Here is a 14,909-nt window from a genome sequence, read left to right as displayed (position 1 = left end):
TCCGCCGGGACAGTCAGTTCCTTATTAGCATCCAGCGCGGCCTTACCCTTATCAGTCAGACCAGTAAGCTCCGTCCCATTAAAAATGAAACGATCATCAGTTGGGGGTACCCCCTGGCGCATAGGAGTTGGCACGCGAAGTGCTTGGGGAACGCCTGCGTTAGTCTGCTGGAAATTGAACTGTTGAGCCTGGCTATTATCGGTGGCAGCGCTGGAATGGTTGGTGTTGCTGGTGGAGTGGTTGGTGTTTGCAGAAGACTTTGCGGACTTGTTGCCGGTAGAGTTCGTGCCGGTAGAAGCGACTTTACTGGAGTTCGTCTGTTCAACCGCGGGCGCCGTCATCGGCACGATCACCAGCAATGTTGACAACAACAGCCCTAAAACCGACAGCGAAGCAATAAGCCTTCTGCTAACTACCTTACTTGCCACGTTAACACCTCTACTATGAGCCAGCTACCAAACGTTACAGCTATTCCTCAACTCAATAATTTACGTTTCAATGATAATAAACTAATCTTTTTTCCGCAACAGTTCGGGCGAGTTATTCCTACGAACTATTTAATCTTTTCTTACATTTTCGTCCGATTATTTTAGATTTTTTCTAGCCTGAGGGCTTTCGTCCTATAAACCCCGGATGGTAGATGGGATCCAGATTGTCTACGTATCCCAGGTTGATTACGTGCCCCAGATTAGCTACGCTCCCCACATCTTCAGCGCCCCCAGCTTGTTGGTAGATGTCGGATTATCGGTAGTTGGCAGCTTGTCTACGTGTCCCAGATTGATTACATATCCCGGATTATCTACGTTCCCTACACCTTCAGCGTCCGCAGCTTGTCTGTAGATGTCGGATTATCGGTAGTTGGCAGATTATCTACGTGTCCCAGGTTGATTACATATCCCGGATTATCTATGTTGCCCACATCTTCAGCGCCCCCAGCTCCTCAGTACCTCCAGTTTGTCAGTATGTCCGGCGCGGTTCCCTCATCAAAAGACTACTGATTTGACCCCTCCCCCCAACAACCCTAAATTTCGTCGCCGGAGGGAGTTCTTGTCTCGGGAGGGTGTTTTCACCGCCGGAGGGTGAATATGCCTTGGTATGCCATTCCTGTCCGCGGAGGGCATCTTCGAACCTGGAGGGTCATTTTGTCGCCGGAGGGCAATTCCGTCAGAACCCACCAGCACTTTCCGCCAAACACGCACCCATTCCACCCTCCCGAGACAAGAGCGCCCTCCCGCGACTTATAAACCAGACCTCCATCACGCCAGTCCCCAGCGGGCTGCAATCCGAAAGTGTCCTTGTCTGATTATTGGGAACAGGAATTTGTTAACCATAGCTGTCAAGGTGTAGCTATGTTTCCTGAATTAATTAGCACCCAGGCGTTTTCGCGGAGAGTCCTTGAAAACTCCCTAGCGAACGGCTCCCTAATTAAAGTCGGGCGCGGACACGTGATCAGGCCGCTGAAATCAGCGAACAAATGGCAGCGAATCCGCTACGTAAAGTTAGGACAAATCGCCTCCCACGCGGCGCGATGTCATACTCCCCCGGTGTTTATCGGAGTTACTGCCGCCCTGCTGCATGGTCTGTCCCTAAAATCGCTGCGAGGCGATACTCCTATACATACCTCGACTAGGCATTTTGAAAAGAAACAGCTGCCGTCGTGGGTGGACATCGATACTTCCCAGGGCCGACCTATCCGCACGAAAATGCCGCCGACTCCCCTGATTTTTCATAAGATCACCCTCCCAAAAAACTCCACTAAATTTATCGGACACCGAGTGCGAATCACCGACCTTCCCACCACCACGTTGCAATGTGCCGCCTGGCTCCCAGCCGGGAGCGCGCAAGCAGTTGCCGATTCCGCAGCTAGGAAGCTGATTCCGCAGTGGCACGAACTTGATCGCCGTGGTCGAGAAGCTTTCGCAGACCGGATTCCAAAACTGCGCGCGCAAATGAGAAACCTCGCCAACAATTATCGGAAACGACTCGGAGCGCCTCAAGCTCGGCGAATCCTCGCAAACATGGATCCCCGATTCGAAAGTTACGCGGAATCTTTATTTCATGCCGCAGCTCAGTTAGCACAGGTAAAGCGACTAATTCCTCAGTTTCAAGTCCAGATTTCCCCTGCTCAAAGCTATTTTCTGGATGCCGCCCTCCCGAAGATTCGTAAAGCATTTGAAATCGACGGTATGCAGAAGTATCAGAGCAACGACCCTCAGAAAGCTTTCGACGCCATTCAAGGGGAAAAGCAGCGCCAAAGCAGGCTACAAAAACTCGGATGGCATATTTACCGTTTTACCTATGAGGACGTGGCAGACACTCTGGGCTTCGCCAAATTCCTGTGGGAGCGGCTCGACACCAGTTGGAACGGTGTAGCTCTTCCTCCCCTTTATCGCTTGAAAAAGCCTGCCTTTAATATGTAGGGCTGCGAGCGGCCTATCTGTTATAGCTTGTGGAAAGCTTTTTGCGGCCTGCTAGTCTAGCGGGATTGATTTGTTTCACAGAAGAGGCAGTCATAAGCACACCCATATCCTTCCGGTTTCTATTCCTATCCTTCGGCTGCAGTTCAAACACATATTCTGATGCCGAGAAGGTGAAACTGAATCCTAGTCTAAGGACGCGCGCACTTCCTCCTACTGATTTAAAGGAGCACGGAGCCTCCCATATTAATTCTTGTTTGTCCGACCTTACTAATTGCGGATTGCCCTACGTAACTACTAGTTCGTTCTCCGGCGTAACTTCTAGCTCTCTTTGCCAAACTATGCGACCGTTCCGAGCGGCTGGAGGGTGAAAACGTCGGCTGACGAGATCTGAACAGGAAATATACACGACATTACCGCCCTCCGCACACAAAAACACCCTCCGGACGCAAAAATAATCTCCAGAGACATGAAAAATCTCCCGAGCGGGGATCTGAAGCAAACTTTAAGGACTGCCAATAAAAGTCGGAGGGCAATTTTGTCTCTGGAGGGCGAAAATGCTGTGGCGCCCCTCGCAACTAGGAAATATGCGCGACATTACCACCCTCCACACACAAAAACACCCTCCACATGCGATACCACCCTCCAGACGCAAAAATAACCTCCCGAGACAGGAATGTCCCCGCGTCTTAATCACCCTCCTGAGACAGAAAGACCTGCCAGCGCGAGAAAAAATCCGGGAGATTGAGGCGGATTGACTAGATCAGGAGGGCGATTTTATATCTGGAGGGTGGAAACGTCGGGCGCATACACATTAACAGGCAATATATGCGCCAGAATCGCCCTCCACGCACAAAAACACCCTCCCCAGACATAAATACCCTCCCGCGCCAAGGATAGATGGCGATATCAAGAACGTCGAACAAAAAAGAGGGCTAATAGGGCTAATACCCGAAAAGACTCGCTGGCGCGGGAGAGAGAAAAGTGGGAGTAAGTAGCGAAAAAGATTGTGACCCGAGGGAGTCCCTCGGGTCACAACCATCACAAATTATTAAGAATCTATCGGCGCTGCTTTCTTAAGAATATTTTGTCGCTACCCTCACATGAAAGTCACAAATCGAAACCCGCGCCGAATATCAGCAACAGCAGATACCCGTAGTGCGTCGCCGCAGCCACAGGCAGGCAGTAGCTACAGGCGAATAACCTTGAAGCCGTTCGAATAAATCGGTGCTACCTTAACACGATCACCTGGCTTGGGAGCATGGATCAGCTTTCCGCCGCCAACGTAGATGGCCACGTGACCAGGCTTCCACAAAATATCACCGGGCTGTGCTTGGCTGAGCGGTAACTTTGTTCCAGAAGCCGCAATTCCACCAGTTGAGCGAGGTAGCGAATACCCGAGCTGGCGGTACACATACCCCACGAGTCCGGAACAATCGAAACCACTGGGACTCATGCCGCCCCACACATAGGGAACGCCCTGATACTGCATCGCGATTCCTACCGCAGTGCCATCAGCTTTGCCGAGGTCGCGACCCACGAAGGTTTCGGCAGATTCCGAGGACGAGCGCTGCGTGTTCTGGGTAGGCGCGGACGCAGCTGCCGTAGCCGGAGCTGGCGCAGCATTTACCTTCGCGGCTACATTCGACTGAGTAGGCTCCGCCACCTCAGAAGTAACTTCTTGGTTAACGGTCAGCTTCTCAACCGTGCCTTTTGCCAGTTGTGCAGAATCCACGGAGGTGGCGATTTGCTTGGCCACAGTGGCATCTGCACTGGCGGGAACGGCGGCCGCCGCCACTACTGTCAGCGCAACCCCAGAGCCGGCGAGCGCCGACAAACGCTTGCCATTTTCGGAGGAAAATAGGGATTTCGCAGCTTGAGAAACCGGAGTAGAGGGACGGCTCGGAGCGCGGTGACGCGCCTGAAGTTTCTGAGTCACGATGAGAGCTCTCCTAAAAGTGCTTATTTCGCTTTTGCCGAAAAACTTTTGGTGGCTACCCAAAAAGTTTCTCTGGCCGATTGGTCGTAACTAAATATAATGCTTCGATAACGGAATGTCACGTTTTGGTTACGAAAATTTTTTAATCTTTCTCAGCGCCGCGACACGCAAGTGGCTCGTCCCACAAAAGCGCACACCCTCAGATCCGAAACATAAACCGCAAAAATCCGCTATTACCGCAGTTCAAAACCTGTATTAGACAGGCCTAATCCCTATTGGAAACCCCTTCGACAAACAGATGCTGCCCTAGGGACGTGTCAAGTAACACAGTTTTTTCCGTGTCGACCCCCATAACGGCAATCTGCCCGTTCTCAGGCTGCAAATTTACCTCTTTACCAGGCAAAATACCCGCTTCATCAAAAAATGCCAGCATCCGGGGCTCTGCTTGGATGGGTTCACCAATTCGCACAATCTTGGTGGCCACAATGCCGCCATATTGTTCCACAATCTGGGAAATCGAAGTCCCTGACCCCTCGATCCCGTCATGTCCATCGGGAATCGGATTGCCGTAAGGGTCGGTGGACGGGTGGTGCAGCAGATCCAACAGGCGCATCTCTACCGCGTTAGACATTACATGTTCCCAGCGACAAGCCTCCTCGTGAACCATCACCCAGTCCAGACCGATCAGATCCAATAACAAACGCTCAGCTAAACGGTGTTTACGCACCACTTCCCGCGCTAGCTCCACCCCCTGCTCGGTGAACTCGATCCGGCGATTATCAGCCAGATAAAGCAGACCATCACGTTCCATACGGGCAACAGTTTGGGAAACAGTGGGCCCCGAATGATCTAAACGTTCCACGATGCGGGCACGCAGAGGCGGAACTCCGTCCTCTAGCATCTCGTAGACAGTTTTTAGATACATTTCAGTAGTATCAACCAGGTCACTCATTAATGCCCCTTATGCTGTGCCGTACGCGAGATGTCACCGCGCAATTACCCGCCTTCAGGTTAACCCGCTAGCCGATATATTTTCTTTTTCGTCTGCATTATCTAGAAGCATAGCTGCTAGATTCGCACCGATTTATGCACCTAGAGTAAGGTTTTCCCTATGGAGAACTTCATTAGCATTCCCGCAGATTTACTACCTGAAAACAAGAAATTCGGCGCCGGCCCCAGCTCAATAAGAAAAACCGCCCTTGCGAAAGTTGCAGCCAGTGACCTCCCCGGCACCTCGCACCGGCAAGCCCCAGTTAAAGACCTGGTGGGTTCGCTGCGCGGGGGACTCAAGGAATTGTTCTCCCTTCCCGACGGCTACGAGGTAGTCCTCGGCAATGGCGGAGCCACTACTTTTTGGGCAGTGGCGGCGTCCTCTTTAATTAGGGAGCGCTCTGCCCACGCCGTGTTCGGTTCTTTTGGCGCCAAGTTTGCCCAGACCGTCAGCGGAGCGCCACATCTTAAAGACCCCGCGATTGCACTGGGGGGTATCTCGGCGAGGGCGCAGGGGCAAGAAACCGCGAGCGACATTGCGCTGCTGCGCGGCGAGCAGGAGGGAATCGACGCCTATTGTTATCCGGCGCACGAGACTTCTACCGGCGCCCTCAGCCCGGTAAAGAGGATCGTGGGAGGATTAAACCTGGTAGATGCGACTTCTATTGCGGGCGGGGTGCAGGTCGATATTTCCCAGACCGATGTCTACTATTTTTCGGGACAGAAATGTTTCGCGGCTGAGGGCGGGCTGTGGGTGGCGCTGGCCTCTCCGGCTGCTCAGGAACGAGCGCAGGAGATTAAAGAGGCTCCGGGGGCAGGGCGCTGGATTCCGCCGGTGCTGGATTTTTCGGTGGCGTTGAAGAACTCGGTTAAGAACCAGACTTTAAACACTCCGGCAATTTCCACCTTGATTTTATGGGAAGACCAGGTGCAATGGATGCTGGCAGAGGGCGGCCTAGCGGCTATGGAGAACCGTACCCGCGCGTCCTCGGCGGTACTTTATGAGTGGGCTGCTTCCCGATCCGAGGTTTGCCCCTATATCTCGAATCCGCGTGAACAGTCCCCGGTAGTGGTGACGATTGATTTTAAAGATATTGACGTGGATACGGTGATTGCGCAGCTGCGGGCTAACGGGATTGTGGATATCGATCCTTACCGCGCATTGGGTCAAAACCAAATCCGGGTGGCTTGTTTCCCCAATATCGAGGTTGCAGATACTCAGGCGCTAACCGCTTGCCTCGACTACGTAATCGACCGCCTCTAGCACCTGACGCAGCTACCTGCGCCCGCTAAGCAGCGCTACAACGCTTATAAACCAAATAGTCCGTGGAGGCAGAACCTGGCCGCTCCCACGGACTATTTGATCTATTAAGGCTCTTTCCCCGGCAGCTTTATGACAGCAGGGATTGGATGGGCCCGAGGCAGAAGTAGATAACGAACAGTACGGAAACCACCCACATGAGGGGGTGGATCCGCGAAATTCGTCCGGAAGCAATCTTTACCACCACATACGTGATGAACCCGAACCCGATACCGACAGTAATCGAATAGGCAAACGGCATCATCATGATGGTCATGAAAGCCGGAATCGCTACGTCCGCACGCGTCCACTCGATATCGCGCACATTCACCATCATCAAAAAGCCTACGAACACTAGGGCGGTCGAGGCCGCCTCGGCAGGTACGAGCTCCACTAGCGGGGCGATGAACATAGACACCCCGAACAGTAGGCCGGTGACTACCGAAGCCAAACCGGTACGCGCACCCTCGCCCACCCCGGAGGTAGATTCCACGAAGGAGGTGTTAGAGGAAACCCCGCCGAGTCCCCCGGCCATGGCGGAAAGCGAGTCAATCAGCAGGATTTCGCGAGTCTTGGGCGGATTACCGTCCTTGTCCAACAAATTCGCGCCCGCACCTACGGCCACCATCGTTCCCATAGTGTCGAAGAAGTCCGCCAGCATCAGCGAGAAAATCAAGAGCACTACACCCACCGCGGTGGTGTGAGGATTGGTGAAGGGGCCAAAGAAATCAATCGCGCCGATAGTGGAAAGATCAGGCAGGGAAACCGGGGATCCCTGCAGCTGCGGAACATTAGATGCCCAGGCAGAGACGGCTTCTTCATCAGCTGCGCGGGAACCCAAATGGGTGAAAGCCTGCACAATAAATGCCAAAACCGTAGCACTCACGATCCCAATCAAAATCGCGCCTTGGACTTTGCGAACATACAGCACCACGATCACGATCAAACCGAAGCAGAATACTAGCGCCGGCCATCCCACCAGAGAGCCGTTGACCCCCAGCTGCACCGGAGTGCCCCCGGGACGAATAATCCCGGCATTAATCAGCCCGACAAACGCGATAAACAGCCCGATACCCACACTGATAGCGGTTTTGAGTTGCGCCGGAACCGCTTTGAACACGGCTTCCCGAAAACCAGTCAACACCAGGATGGTGATAGCCACACCCTCCCAAAAAATAAGTCCCATCGCTTCCTGATAGCTGAGCCCCAAAGCCTCTGGATTAGCCAAAGTGAAAGCCACCACGGCGTTTAGTCCCATACCGGAAGCTACCGCTAGCGGGAAGTTAGCGACTAGCCCCATTAGCAGCGTCATCACGCAGGCAACCAGGGCGGTGCCGGCGGCGATTGACGATTGGCTTATATCTTTGGGGGCTGCCACGCCCAAAATCGCGGCGTTAACCACCAAGATATAGGCCATAGCAAAGAAAGTGACCAGTCCGCCGCGAACTTCCCGCCCAATGGTGGAGCCACGCTCGGAGATTTTAAAGAAACGATCTAGGGAACTATCCGGCTTTTTCGCCGTATCTTGAGAAGCCAAGAAACTGTCCAATCTGCCACCAGGGGCATAGAAGTTACTTACAAGCTCATTATCGGAAGATTCTCAGGGTTTTTCCAATCACGCCCGCTATACGCAACTTACTTGCATGTCTTTCTGCACAGCATTTCGCTCTTGGCGTTTGCCGGTAAGGCGCTAAATTTCCACCTGTTCTACATCCAGTTCATCCAGCCGCGCCGGAGTGGGCTGCCAGGGGGAAGTATCCACCTTCACGTCGGTTTCCGAATGGGAACCACAGGTGTGATCCATAGAGACCACCCGCCCATCATCGACCGACCATTCATTGGTACACACCCCGAACATAGTGCGCATACTCCCCGCCATCTTTAGCAAGAATCCGCAGGTAGAACAGGTGTTTTCCGGGAGCTTCTTACGGGTCGTCCCACGCCGCGCCGGCCCTTGCTCCGAATGGTACCAACGTTTAGCGGCCTGGGCACGCCCACAAGCCGAAAGCACCCGGGGACGACCAAGACCGAGTTCCTCCACGGTTCGCTGATCCAAATCTTCGGGACTGGTATCAGCATAGGACGGGTCTAGGCGGTCATCGTCGGGAACATACGGTAATACGTCCTCGCGTTTTACGTCTTGAGGGCGCAGACGCTCTGCCCAGGGTACCCAGGGACGTGCCAGCAGCGCGTCCTCGCCCGGTAACAGGTCGATTTCACAAACTGTGGCTTTGCGTCCTCGCGGCACCCGCGCTAGAACCGCCACCCAGTGCCAGCCACGGTAACCGGGCTTTAGGCACTCAAAACTGTGGGTGGCCAGGCGTTCACCTTCACTAGTGGCGCCCAAATGCTGCCCGATTTCTTCCGGCTTAGCAATAGGAGCCAGCCCTTGGCGAGCAATATCGACCGCGCCGGCCAGTACAGTATCTACTTTTCCCGCTTTACGCCGGGTAGTTTCACTCATGTGCGTCTTTCTTAGTTCACCGCCACCGTTAGGCATCGAAATCATTGGCAACTGCCCGCAGCAGTTGCGCGATCTTTCCGCCATTTTCCGGGTAGCGTCCATGCCGCAAATGCCCGGAGGAGGCGTCCAATAACTTAATCAGGTCTTCAACTAGCGGCACCATGTCTTTGGGTTTGCGCCGCAAATTTTTTGCCACTGAGGGCGTGCGCTGCAGTATCTGCACCGATAGGGCTTGTGGGCCGCGACGGGAGTCGGCAACTGAAAACTCTACCCGCGTTCCCGCCGAGGGAGGTTTAGCGCCAGCAGGCAACACGCTGGCATGTAAAAACACCTGCGAGCCGTCTTCCGCAGTGATAAACCCGAACCCTTTGTCGGCATCAAACCACTTAACTTTTCCGGTTGGCACTGATTTCTCCCCTACTTTTTCTTAATCTAGGTTACATGAGGCAACATATAACCCACTTCTTTGCATATGATAATGCAAAGTGAGGATTTAATCCGCTCCGGGCTAGCCTCATTAGTTAGGGAGAAACTTAAGTGAAAGTCTTAAAAAGAATCAGCTTACTGACGATAGTGCTTCTAGCAGCACTTTTTGCCAGTTTCACAGTCGCCGGAAATATCGCACACGCCGAAGAACCGCCAACGATTTCCGATCACGTATATGATCCTGGCGACAAGCTTGGGGGGCAGGCCGACAAAGTCAAGGAGCGGCTAGCTTCTCTGGATCGTTCTGGACTACACGTGTATGTGGCGTTCCCCTCTGAGTATTCCAATGACACTGTCAGCAATTGGAACCTGATGGCTCTGCAAAAATCAGGCGCCCCGCAGGGATCCTATATGCTCTCGATAGTGGCTGATAACCCTAATCAGACTATGTATTTAGCTTCTGCAGATAATGCGGCGAAACTCTCCCAAGAAGAATTGTCTGCTATTGCCTCCGAAAAAATGGTGCCCCTGTTAAATCAACAAAAATACCCGGAGGCAGTGTTAGCTTACCTAGATGCGCTTTCTGTGAAGGCGCCAGAAATGGGCTCAGGCTTGGGGGTTGCCCCTTGGGCAATGATTGCTTTTCTGATTGCGCTAATCGTGGTAATTATCGTGATTTCCCGGGTACTCCGGGCACGCCGGAAAGCCCAAGATAGAACCGAGGATAATACTTCGGGTAGATCGGGGAAAGCTCTCGCGTCGCAGGATTCGCGGAGCCAGGAGCCCTCCTCCGCGGTAGGGAACTTGCAAGGCGGAGCAAGCGACTCTCCGGAATCGGCAAGTAAACAATCTTCGAAAGTGGCCGCGGCCTACGAGGACGATCACCAGGATGAGCAGCCTAGCAAAGGCAAATTCCGTTTACGCTTTGGGCGCAAAGACAAATCCTCGGCTAAATCTAAGTCCGAGCAAACTAAGTCCGGCAAGGCTCCAGCAGCTAATCCCGACATTGCCACGGCCGGATCGGGAAACCTTGCGGGTAATTCGTCCTCCCAGCCGGAGGCGGCCGCTGCGCTTTTGCGCAGGCCTAGCACTGATGCCGGTCTGGTAAACCCGGAATCGAACCTAACATCCGCGGCCGGAACAGCGCAGGTTAAGGCAGAGGAGGCAAATCCCGCTATTCCTACCGGCGTTCCGGGCACTTTGGATAAGCAGCCGGGTGGAAAAGTTCCGTCGCTGGCAGAACTGGATCAGATCGCTTTAGCGCGCACAAGGTCGCAGGCTACCACCAGCACCGAGGCCAACGCGGGCTACCAGGTACCTCGCGCACCCCAAGCGCAAGCGCCTACCTCCTCGCAACTACCGCAACAAAGCGAAGAGCCGAGCCTACCGCAAGCGCCCGCACCAGTACCGACACTACCTGTGGAACAACCAGCAATATCCCCGCAGGCAGCGCCGGAAACACAACCGAGAGCATTTGCTCCCGAGTCAACGAGCCTGCCGGCTAAGACTCCCGGACGGGTCAGCGCGACTGCTCCCCGCTCGAACGCGACTTATACCCCGCTAAGGGCGAGCTCGCCCCTAGCGACTGCCACCGCGACCTCCTCGGCTCCACAGCAGCATTCTTCGGTGCTGCGCCCGGGAGAAACTACCTATTTGCCTCCACAGGCCAATGACGATGACACCCAGGTTACTTCTGCCGCACAGATTAAAGACTATGGCCAAGAGCGTCGCGATGAGATCGCTCGAGCCAAAGCCCGTGCCCAGGCAGCTAATCGTTTCCGGGAAGAACAGGCAAGAAAACAGGCCTTGACCACTGCGCAAACCGTGCAAACCGCGCACGCGGCTCAGCCGCAGATTAGCCCCCTGCCAGCAAACCTTAGCGATCAGGGGCAGGCAGCTCCACCGTTTGCCTCGCCGCTGCCGCCACAGGCAGTCGCTTCTCCGGTTGCACCGGCTGCGCTCCAAACCCCTGTCTCTGATACCGGGGATACTTCCCGCCCTCAGGTAGGTTTGCAGGCAGCAACTAACGCCGCCTACGCTCCGGCAGTTACTTCTACTTCCCGCACCCTTGATGATTTCGCCCGGCAGGCACCAGATAATGCCGCTTCTTCCGCCCCTCAGCGCGGACAGTCAGGGATGCCCACGCTGCCGAAAATGGCGCCCGCAGTTAACCATCTAACTGCCCGCTCTTTGCCACCGGTATCTCCGCAGGCAATCCCACAAGTATCGCGACAGACGCCCGGGCAGGTGTCGCAGCAAGTACCGGGACAGGTACCCGCCATGGCGAACAGGCCGGCTTCTTCCGCGCTCTCCCCTGCCCCTTCGCAGGTGGCAGCGCAACCCGTTAGAGTAGCGAAGCAAAGCGTGAAACCCTCGCCGGCACCGCAGGAAACCGCCCACCGGGAAGAAACGCGCCCGGCACCTGACTTTACGAAAGTATTGCGACAGGCAGATTCCTGGGCTCGTAAGGGAGCCAGCAAACTGACGCTCGCCCAGCAGCGGGTCGGAAAAACCGTAACCCAACCTTTTGCTTTGGCGTTAGTTCGGGCTCAAGATAGCGTCCGCGCCGCGTTTGGCGAGTTCGCTACTGCCCAGTTGCAGTCCCGTCCTATTGATCAGCAGATCGTAGCCGGTAACCTGCCCGGACCACTGCGTGAGCTACGCGATCAGATCACCCACTTTACTAATCTGTATCACCAGCAAACCCCGTTGAACGAGATCCTTTTAAGGTTCGAGCGGGAAATCGAGAACTGCCGGGAAGACCTGGTCAGATGCCGGTTGATTGTGGAACGTATCCAAAACGTTGATCCTAAAAAGGCCACGCGTATTGGTAACGATGTGATGGGAGCCCACAAACTACTTTCTCGGGCTCAGAACCTCATTGAGGACGCGAAGGCTAGGGATCGCGCCGGACAAGAAAACGAGGTTCTCAAAGCTACCGTACGTACCGAGAATCTCTTGTTGCAGGCACAAAAGATCGCGCGACAGGCACATGCGGAAGAAGCAGCGCTCCGCGCCGGAGCAAAAGTAGAGGCCGCGTTGACCTTTGCAGAAAAAGTTGAGCCGCTTAGTGAGCAGGTCGCGATTTTGATGGCGGCTGTCGATGACTATATCGGGGTTCATACCGCGAAAGTGGGAGTGGCGGCTCGCACCATGCTAGACCTGGCGAATAGAACTTTAACCCGCCTTGACCAGCCAGGGAACCATGATCCGCAGGAAGCTCTACGGCTGTTGCAACGCGCGCAGCAACAAACCGAGCAGGCTCTACGCCTGGCCGAAAACGATGTCGCAAAGCGAAGCTAAGGGGTCAAAGGTTCTTATAAAAGCTAAACCTTTCTGCTTGTGCGAGCTTTAACCTCCACTTGCCGATAGGATTTAGCTATGTGCTTAGCTCGATTCCGCAAACGCTTTCTAATATTCTTCCTGGCAGTGCTGGCCGCTACTGTTACGGTAGTCGCGCCCGCGAGCCTCGCACTAGCGTCCCCGCCCGCCAGCAGTTTCGATAAGCATCTATCGGATCCGGCTGGCTATCTAGAGAACTCGGGGCAAGTAGCGGAAACGCTAGCTGGAGCCTCCAGCTCCGATTATCAGATCTATGCCGCCCTCACCGATAACTTCTCGCCGTTAAGCGCGCAGCAATGGTGCGTGAAAAGTCGGGAGCAGGCAGCAGGCAATAGCCAAAGCGTGCTGTTAGCTATCGCGGTACAGGAGCGTTCTTACTATATTTGTCCTGCCGCTAATGTGCGCATCAGCGAGAATAAGCAAAATCGCATAGTTCAAGGAATAGAACCCCTGCTGTCCCAAGGTAATTGGGATCAAGCGGTTAAGGTGTTCGCCGTTAGCGCGGCCTCGTCCTCCTTAGATCCGGGCGGCGCCGGAAGTGAAGAATCGGCGAGGACGGGTGGCTGGTTCGGACCCCTAGCGTTAGTCCTGGTGATAGCGGGGATCGGGATCGGCATCATGGTCTTTGCCCGTAAACAGTCAAAGACCCGCGATCAAATAAAAACCAGGCAGGCCGCATCGGATAAGCAGTTGGTAGAACAGGCGAGCGTAGATGTCTTGGCCGCTGACGATGCTGTCCGGGGTGCAAAAGAAGAACTAGAGTTCGCGAAAATGCAGTTAGGGACGGCTCAAACTGAGGAATATGCCCAGGTGTTAGCCCAGGCGAGTCAGGCGCGAGATAGCGCTATGGAGAAGTTGCGGGACTTAGATTCTCTGTCGGGTATCCAAAAATCCCAGCAGGCACAAGCAGCTTCCAACGAGGCTAAACGCGCTGTAGAGCTGTTAGCGCAGCAGACAGAGAAATTGACGGCACTGCGCGAATCTTTAGATTCTTTACCTAGCCGGATTCAGAACCAGTTGTCGTTGATAGCCGAGTTAGAAACCCAGGCAGGACAGCTTCCCGCCATCATTGCGGCGCTGCATAAGACCCACCCCCAGGCGGTATTGACCTCACTGGATGATGCGCCCGAGCAGGTCAGCAACCTCTTGGGGGCTGCGCGAGAAACTTTGGAGCCCCTACAGGGCGAGGAGAGCTCGCCGAGCCTGAAGGTGCAGGTACAAACCGCCGAACGGGCAATCGCCCAGGCTCGCAGCTTGATAAAGGAAGTTTCCGAGGCCGAGACCCATTTGGCGAACCTGCAGCAGTCGCTACTGGAGGCCGTGACTTCTATTTCCTCAGACCTAGACGATGTAAAACGCCTGAATTTACAAGACAAGGCAGTTTTTCAGACCCTTTGCGCTAACGCACAGACCGCGATTGATAACTGCTTAAAAGCCCGCGATGGTCAGGGCGATCCCCTCGCATCTTTATCGGCGATTGCCCAAGCCGAAGCCGACTTGGATCAAGCACTCGCACCCCACCGGCAAAATAGCGAGCAAAAACAGAAAGCTGCGGCCAGATTACAGACGGCTTTAGCTAGCGCGCAAGCCCGAATAGATAGCGCAAATAGCTACGTTTCTAGTCACCGCGGCGCGGTAGGTTTAGATGCTCGCCAGTATCTGGCGCGCGCCGATTCCCTCTACCAGCAGGCGCAGGCCTCTCGAGGAGATACCGGGATCAAATTAGCGGAATTGGCAGGAGAAGCTGCCGACAAAGCCCGCGAGAGTGCAAGTACCGACTACCGAGAGCGCCGCAACGATTGGGGAAGTGGGCCTGGAGGCGGCGGTAACGATTTCCTAACCGGGATGATCCTAGGCGGAATCTTAAATGGGGGACGCGGCTTCGGCGGCGGAACCAGTTGGGGCTCAAACACCGGCAACTCCGATTGGTTCGGCGGCGGTTTTGGGGGCGGTAGCGGATCGGGCTTCGGAGGCAGTTTCGGCGGGGGAAACTCCGGTGGTGGCTTCGGAGGGAAATTTTAGCCCGTCAGT

Annotated in this window: 10 protein-coding genes; 4 read left to right on the top strand and 6 right to left on the bottom strand. The window is 54.7% G+C overall.

Going from position 1 to position 14,909, the window contains the following annotated elements:
* Positions 1-428: hypothetical protein (locus E6072_RS06365; protein WP_316694533.1), on the bottom strand; the 428-nt coding region annotated here is incomplete at its 3' end.
* Positions 429-1,349: 921 nt separating this feature from the next.
* Here E6072_RS06365 and E6072_RS06360 point away from each other — a divergent pair.
* A complete protein-coding gene (locus tag E6072_RS06360) occupies positions 1,350-2,420 on the top strand; it encodes a hypothetical protein (protein WP_316694531.1) in 1,071 nt (356 codons plus the stop codon).
* Between the two features lie 1,186 nt (positions 2,421-3,606).
* Here the strand turns inward: E6072_RS06360 and E6072_RS06355 are convergent.
* On the bottom strand, positions 3,607-4,356 hold the full coding sequence (locus tag E6072_RS06355) for an NlpC/P60 family protein (RefSeq protein WP_316694530.1): 750 nt from the start codon (positions 4,354-4,356) through the stop codon (positions 3,607-3,609).
* Between the two features lie 265 nt (positions 4,357-4,621).
* Positions 4,622-5,308, bottom strand: a complete 687-nt coding sequence (locus tag E6072_RS06350; protein ID WP_316694528.1) for a metal-dependent transcriptional regulator — start codon at positions 5,306-5,308, stop codon at positions 4,622-4,624.
* Positions 5,309-5,467: 159 nt separating this feature from the next.
* On the opposite strand from E6072_RS06350, the gene serC reads away from it, so the two are divergent.
* Positions 5,468-6,610 (top strand): phosphoserine transaminase, encoded by a 1,143-nt coding sequence (gene serC, locus E6072_RS06345; protein ID WP_316694526.1) that lies wholly within the window; start codon positions 5,468-5,470, stop codon positions 6,608-6,610.
* A gap of 127 nt (positions 6,611-6,737) precedes the next feature.
* Here serC and E6072_RS06340 read toward each other — a convergent pair whose 3' ends face one another.
* The 3 genes from E6072_RS06340 to E6072_RS06330 form a co-directional block, all read right to left on the bottom strand.
* A complete protein-coding gene (locus E6072_RS06340; RefSeq protein WP_316694524.1) occupies positions 6,738-8,195 on the bottom strand; it encodes an NCS2 family permease in 1,458 nt (485 codons plus the stop codon).
* Positions 8,196-8,336: 141 nt separating this feature from the next.
* Positions 8,337-9,110 (bottom strand): DUF3027 domain-containing protein, encoded by a 774-nt coding sequence (locus E6072_RS06335; RefSeq protein ID WP_316694523.1) that lies wholly within the window; start codon positions 9,108-9,110, stop codon positions 8,337-8,339.
* Positions 9,111-9,138: 28 nt separating this feature from the next.
* Entirely contained in the window at positions 9,139-9,516 is a 378-nt protein-coding gene (locus E6072_RS06330) for a cold shock domain-containing protein (protein WP_316694521.1), read from the bottom strand.
* A 131-nt stretch (positions 9,517-9,647) separates the two neighbouring features.
* On the opposite strand from E6072_RS06330, the gene E6072_RS06325 reads away from it, so the two are divergent.
* Both E6072_RS06325 and E6072_RS06320 read left to right on the top strand, forming a co-directional pair.
* Positions 9,648-12,839, top strand: coding sequence for a hypothetical protein (locus tag E6072_RS06325; protein WP_316694519.1), 3,192 nt, complete (start codon positions 9,648-9,650; stop codon positions 12,837-12,839).
* 78 nt (positions 12,840-12,917) lie between these two features.
* Entirely contained in the window at positions 12,918-14,900 is a 1,983-nt protein-coding gene (locus tag E6072_RS06320) for a TPM domain-containing protein (RefSeq protein WP_316694516.1), read from the top strand.
* The last annotated feature ends 9 nt before the right edge of the window (positions 14,901-14,909 follow it).

The sequence above is a fragment of the Varibaculum cambriense genome (assembly GCF_032557235.1).
In the GTDB taxonomy this organism is placed as follows: domain Bacteria; phylum Actinomycetota; class Actinomycetes; order Actinomycetales; family Actinomycetaceae; genus Varibaculum; species Varibaculum cambriense_C.
The sequence above is the reverse complement of the archived record's forward strand: the minus strand, read 5'-3'. Positions and strand labels throughout refer to the sequence as shown.

Coding starts and splice junctions, on each gene's coding strand:
- E6072_RS06360 (WP_316694531.1), top strand. CDS start 1,350: ATGTTTCCTGAATTAATTAGCACCCAGGCGTTTTCGCGGAGAGTCCTT.
- E6072_RS06335 (WP_316694523.1), bottom strand. CDS start 9,110: ATGAGTGAAACTACCCGGCGTAAAGCGGGAAAAGTAGATACTGTACTG.
- E6072_RS06320 (WP_316694516.1), top strand. CDS start 12,918: ATGTGCTTAGCTCGATTCCGCAAACGCTTTCTAATATTCTTCCTGGCA.
- E6072_RS06350 (WP_316694528.1), bottom strand. CDS start 5,308: ATGAGTGACCTGGTTGATACTACTGAAATGTATCTAAAAACTGTCTAC.
- serC (WP_316694526.1), top strand. CDS start 5,468: ATGGAGAACTTCATTAGCATTCCCGCAGATTTACTACCTGAAAACAAG.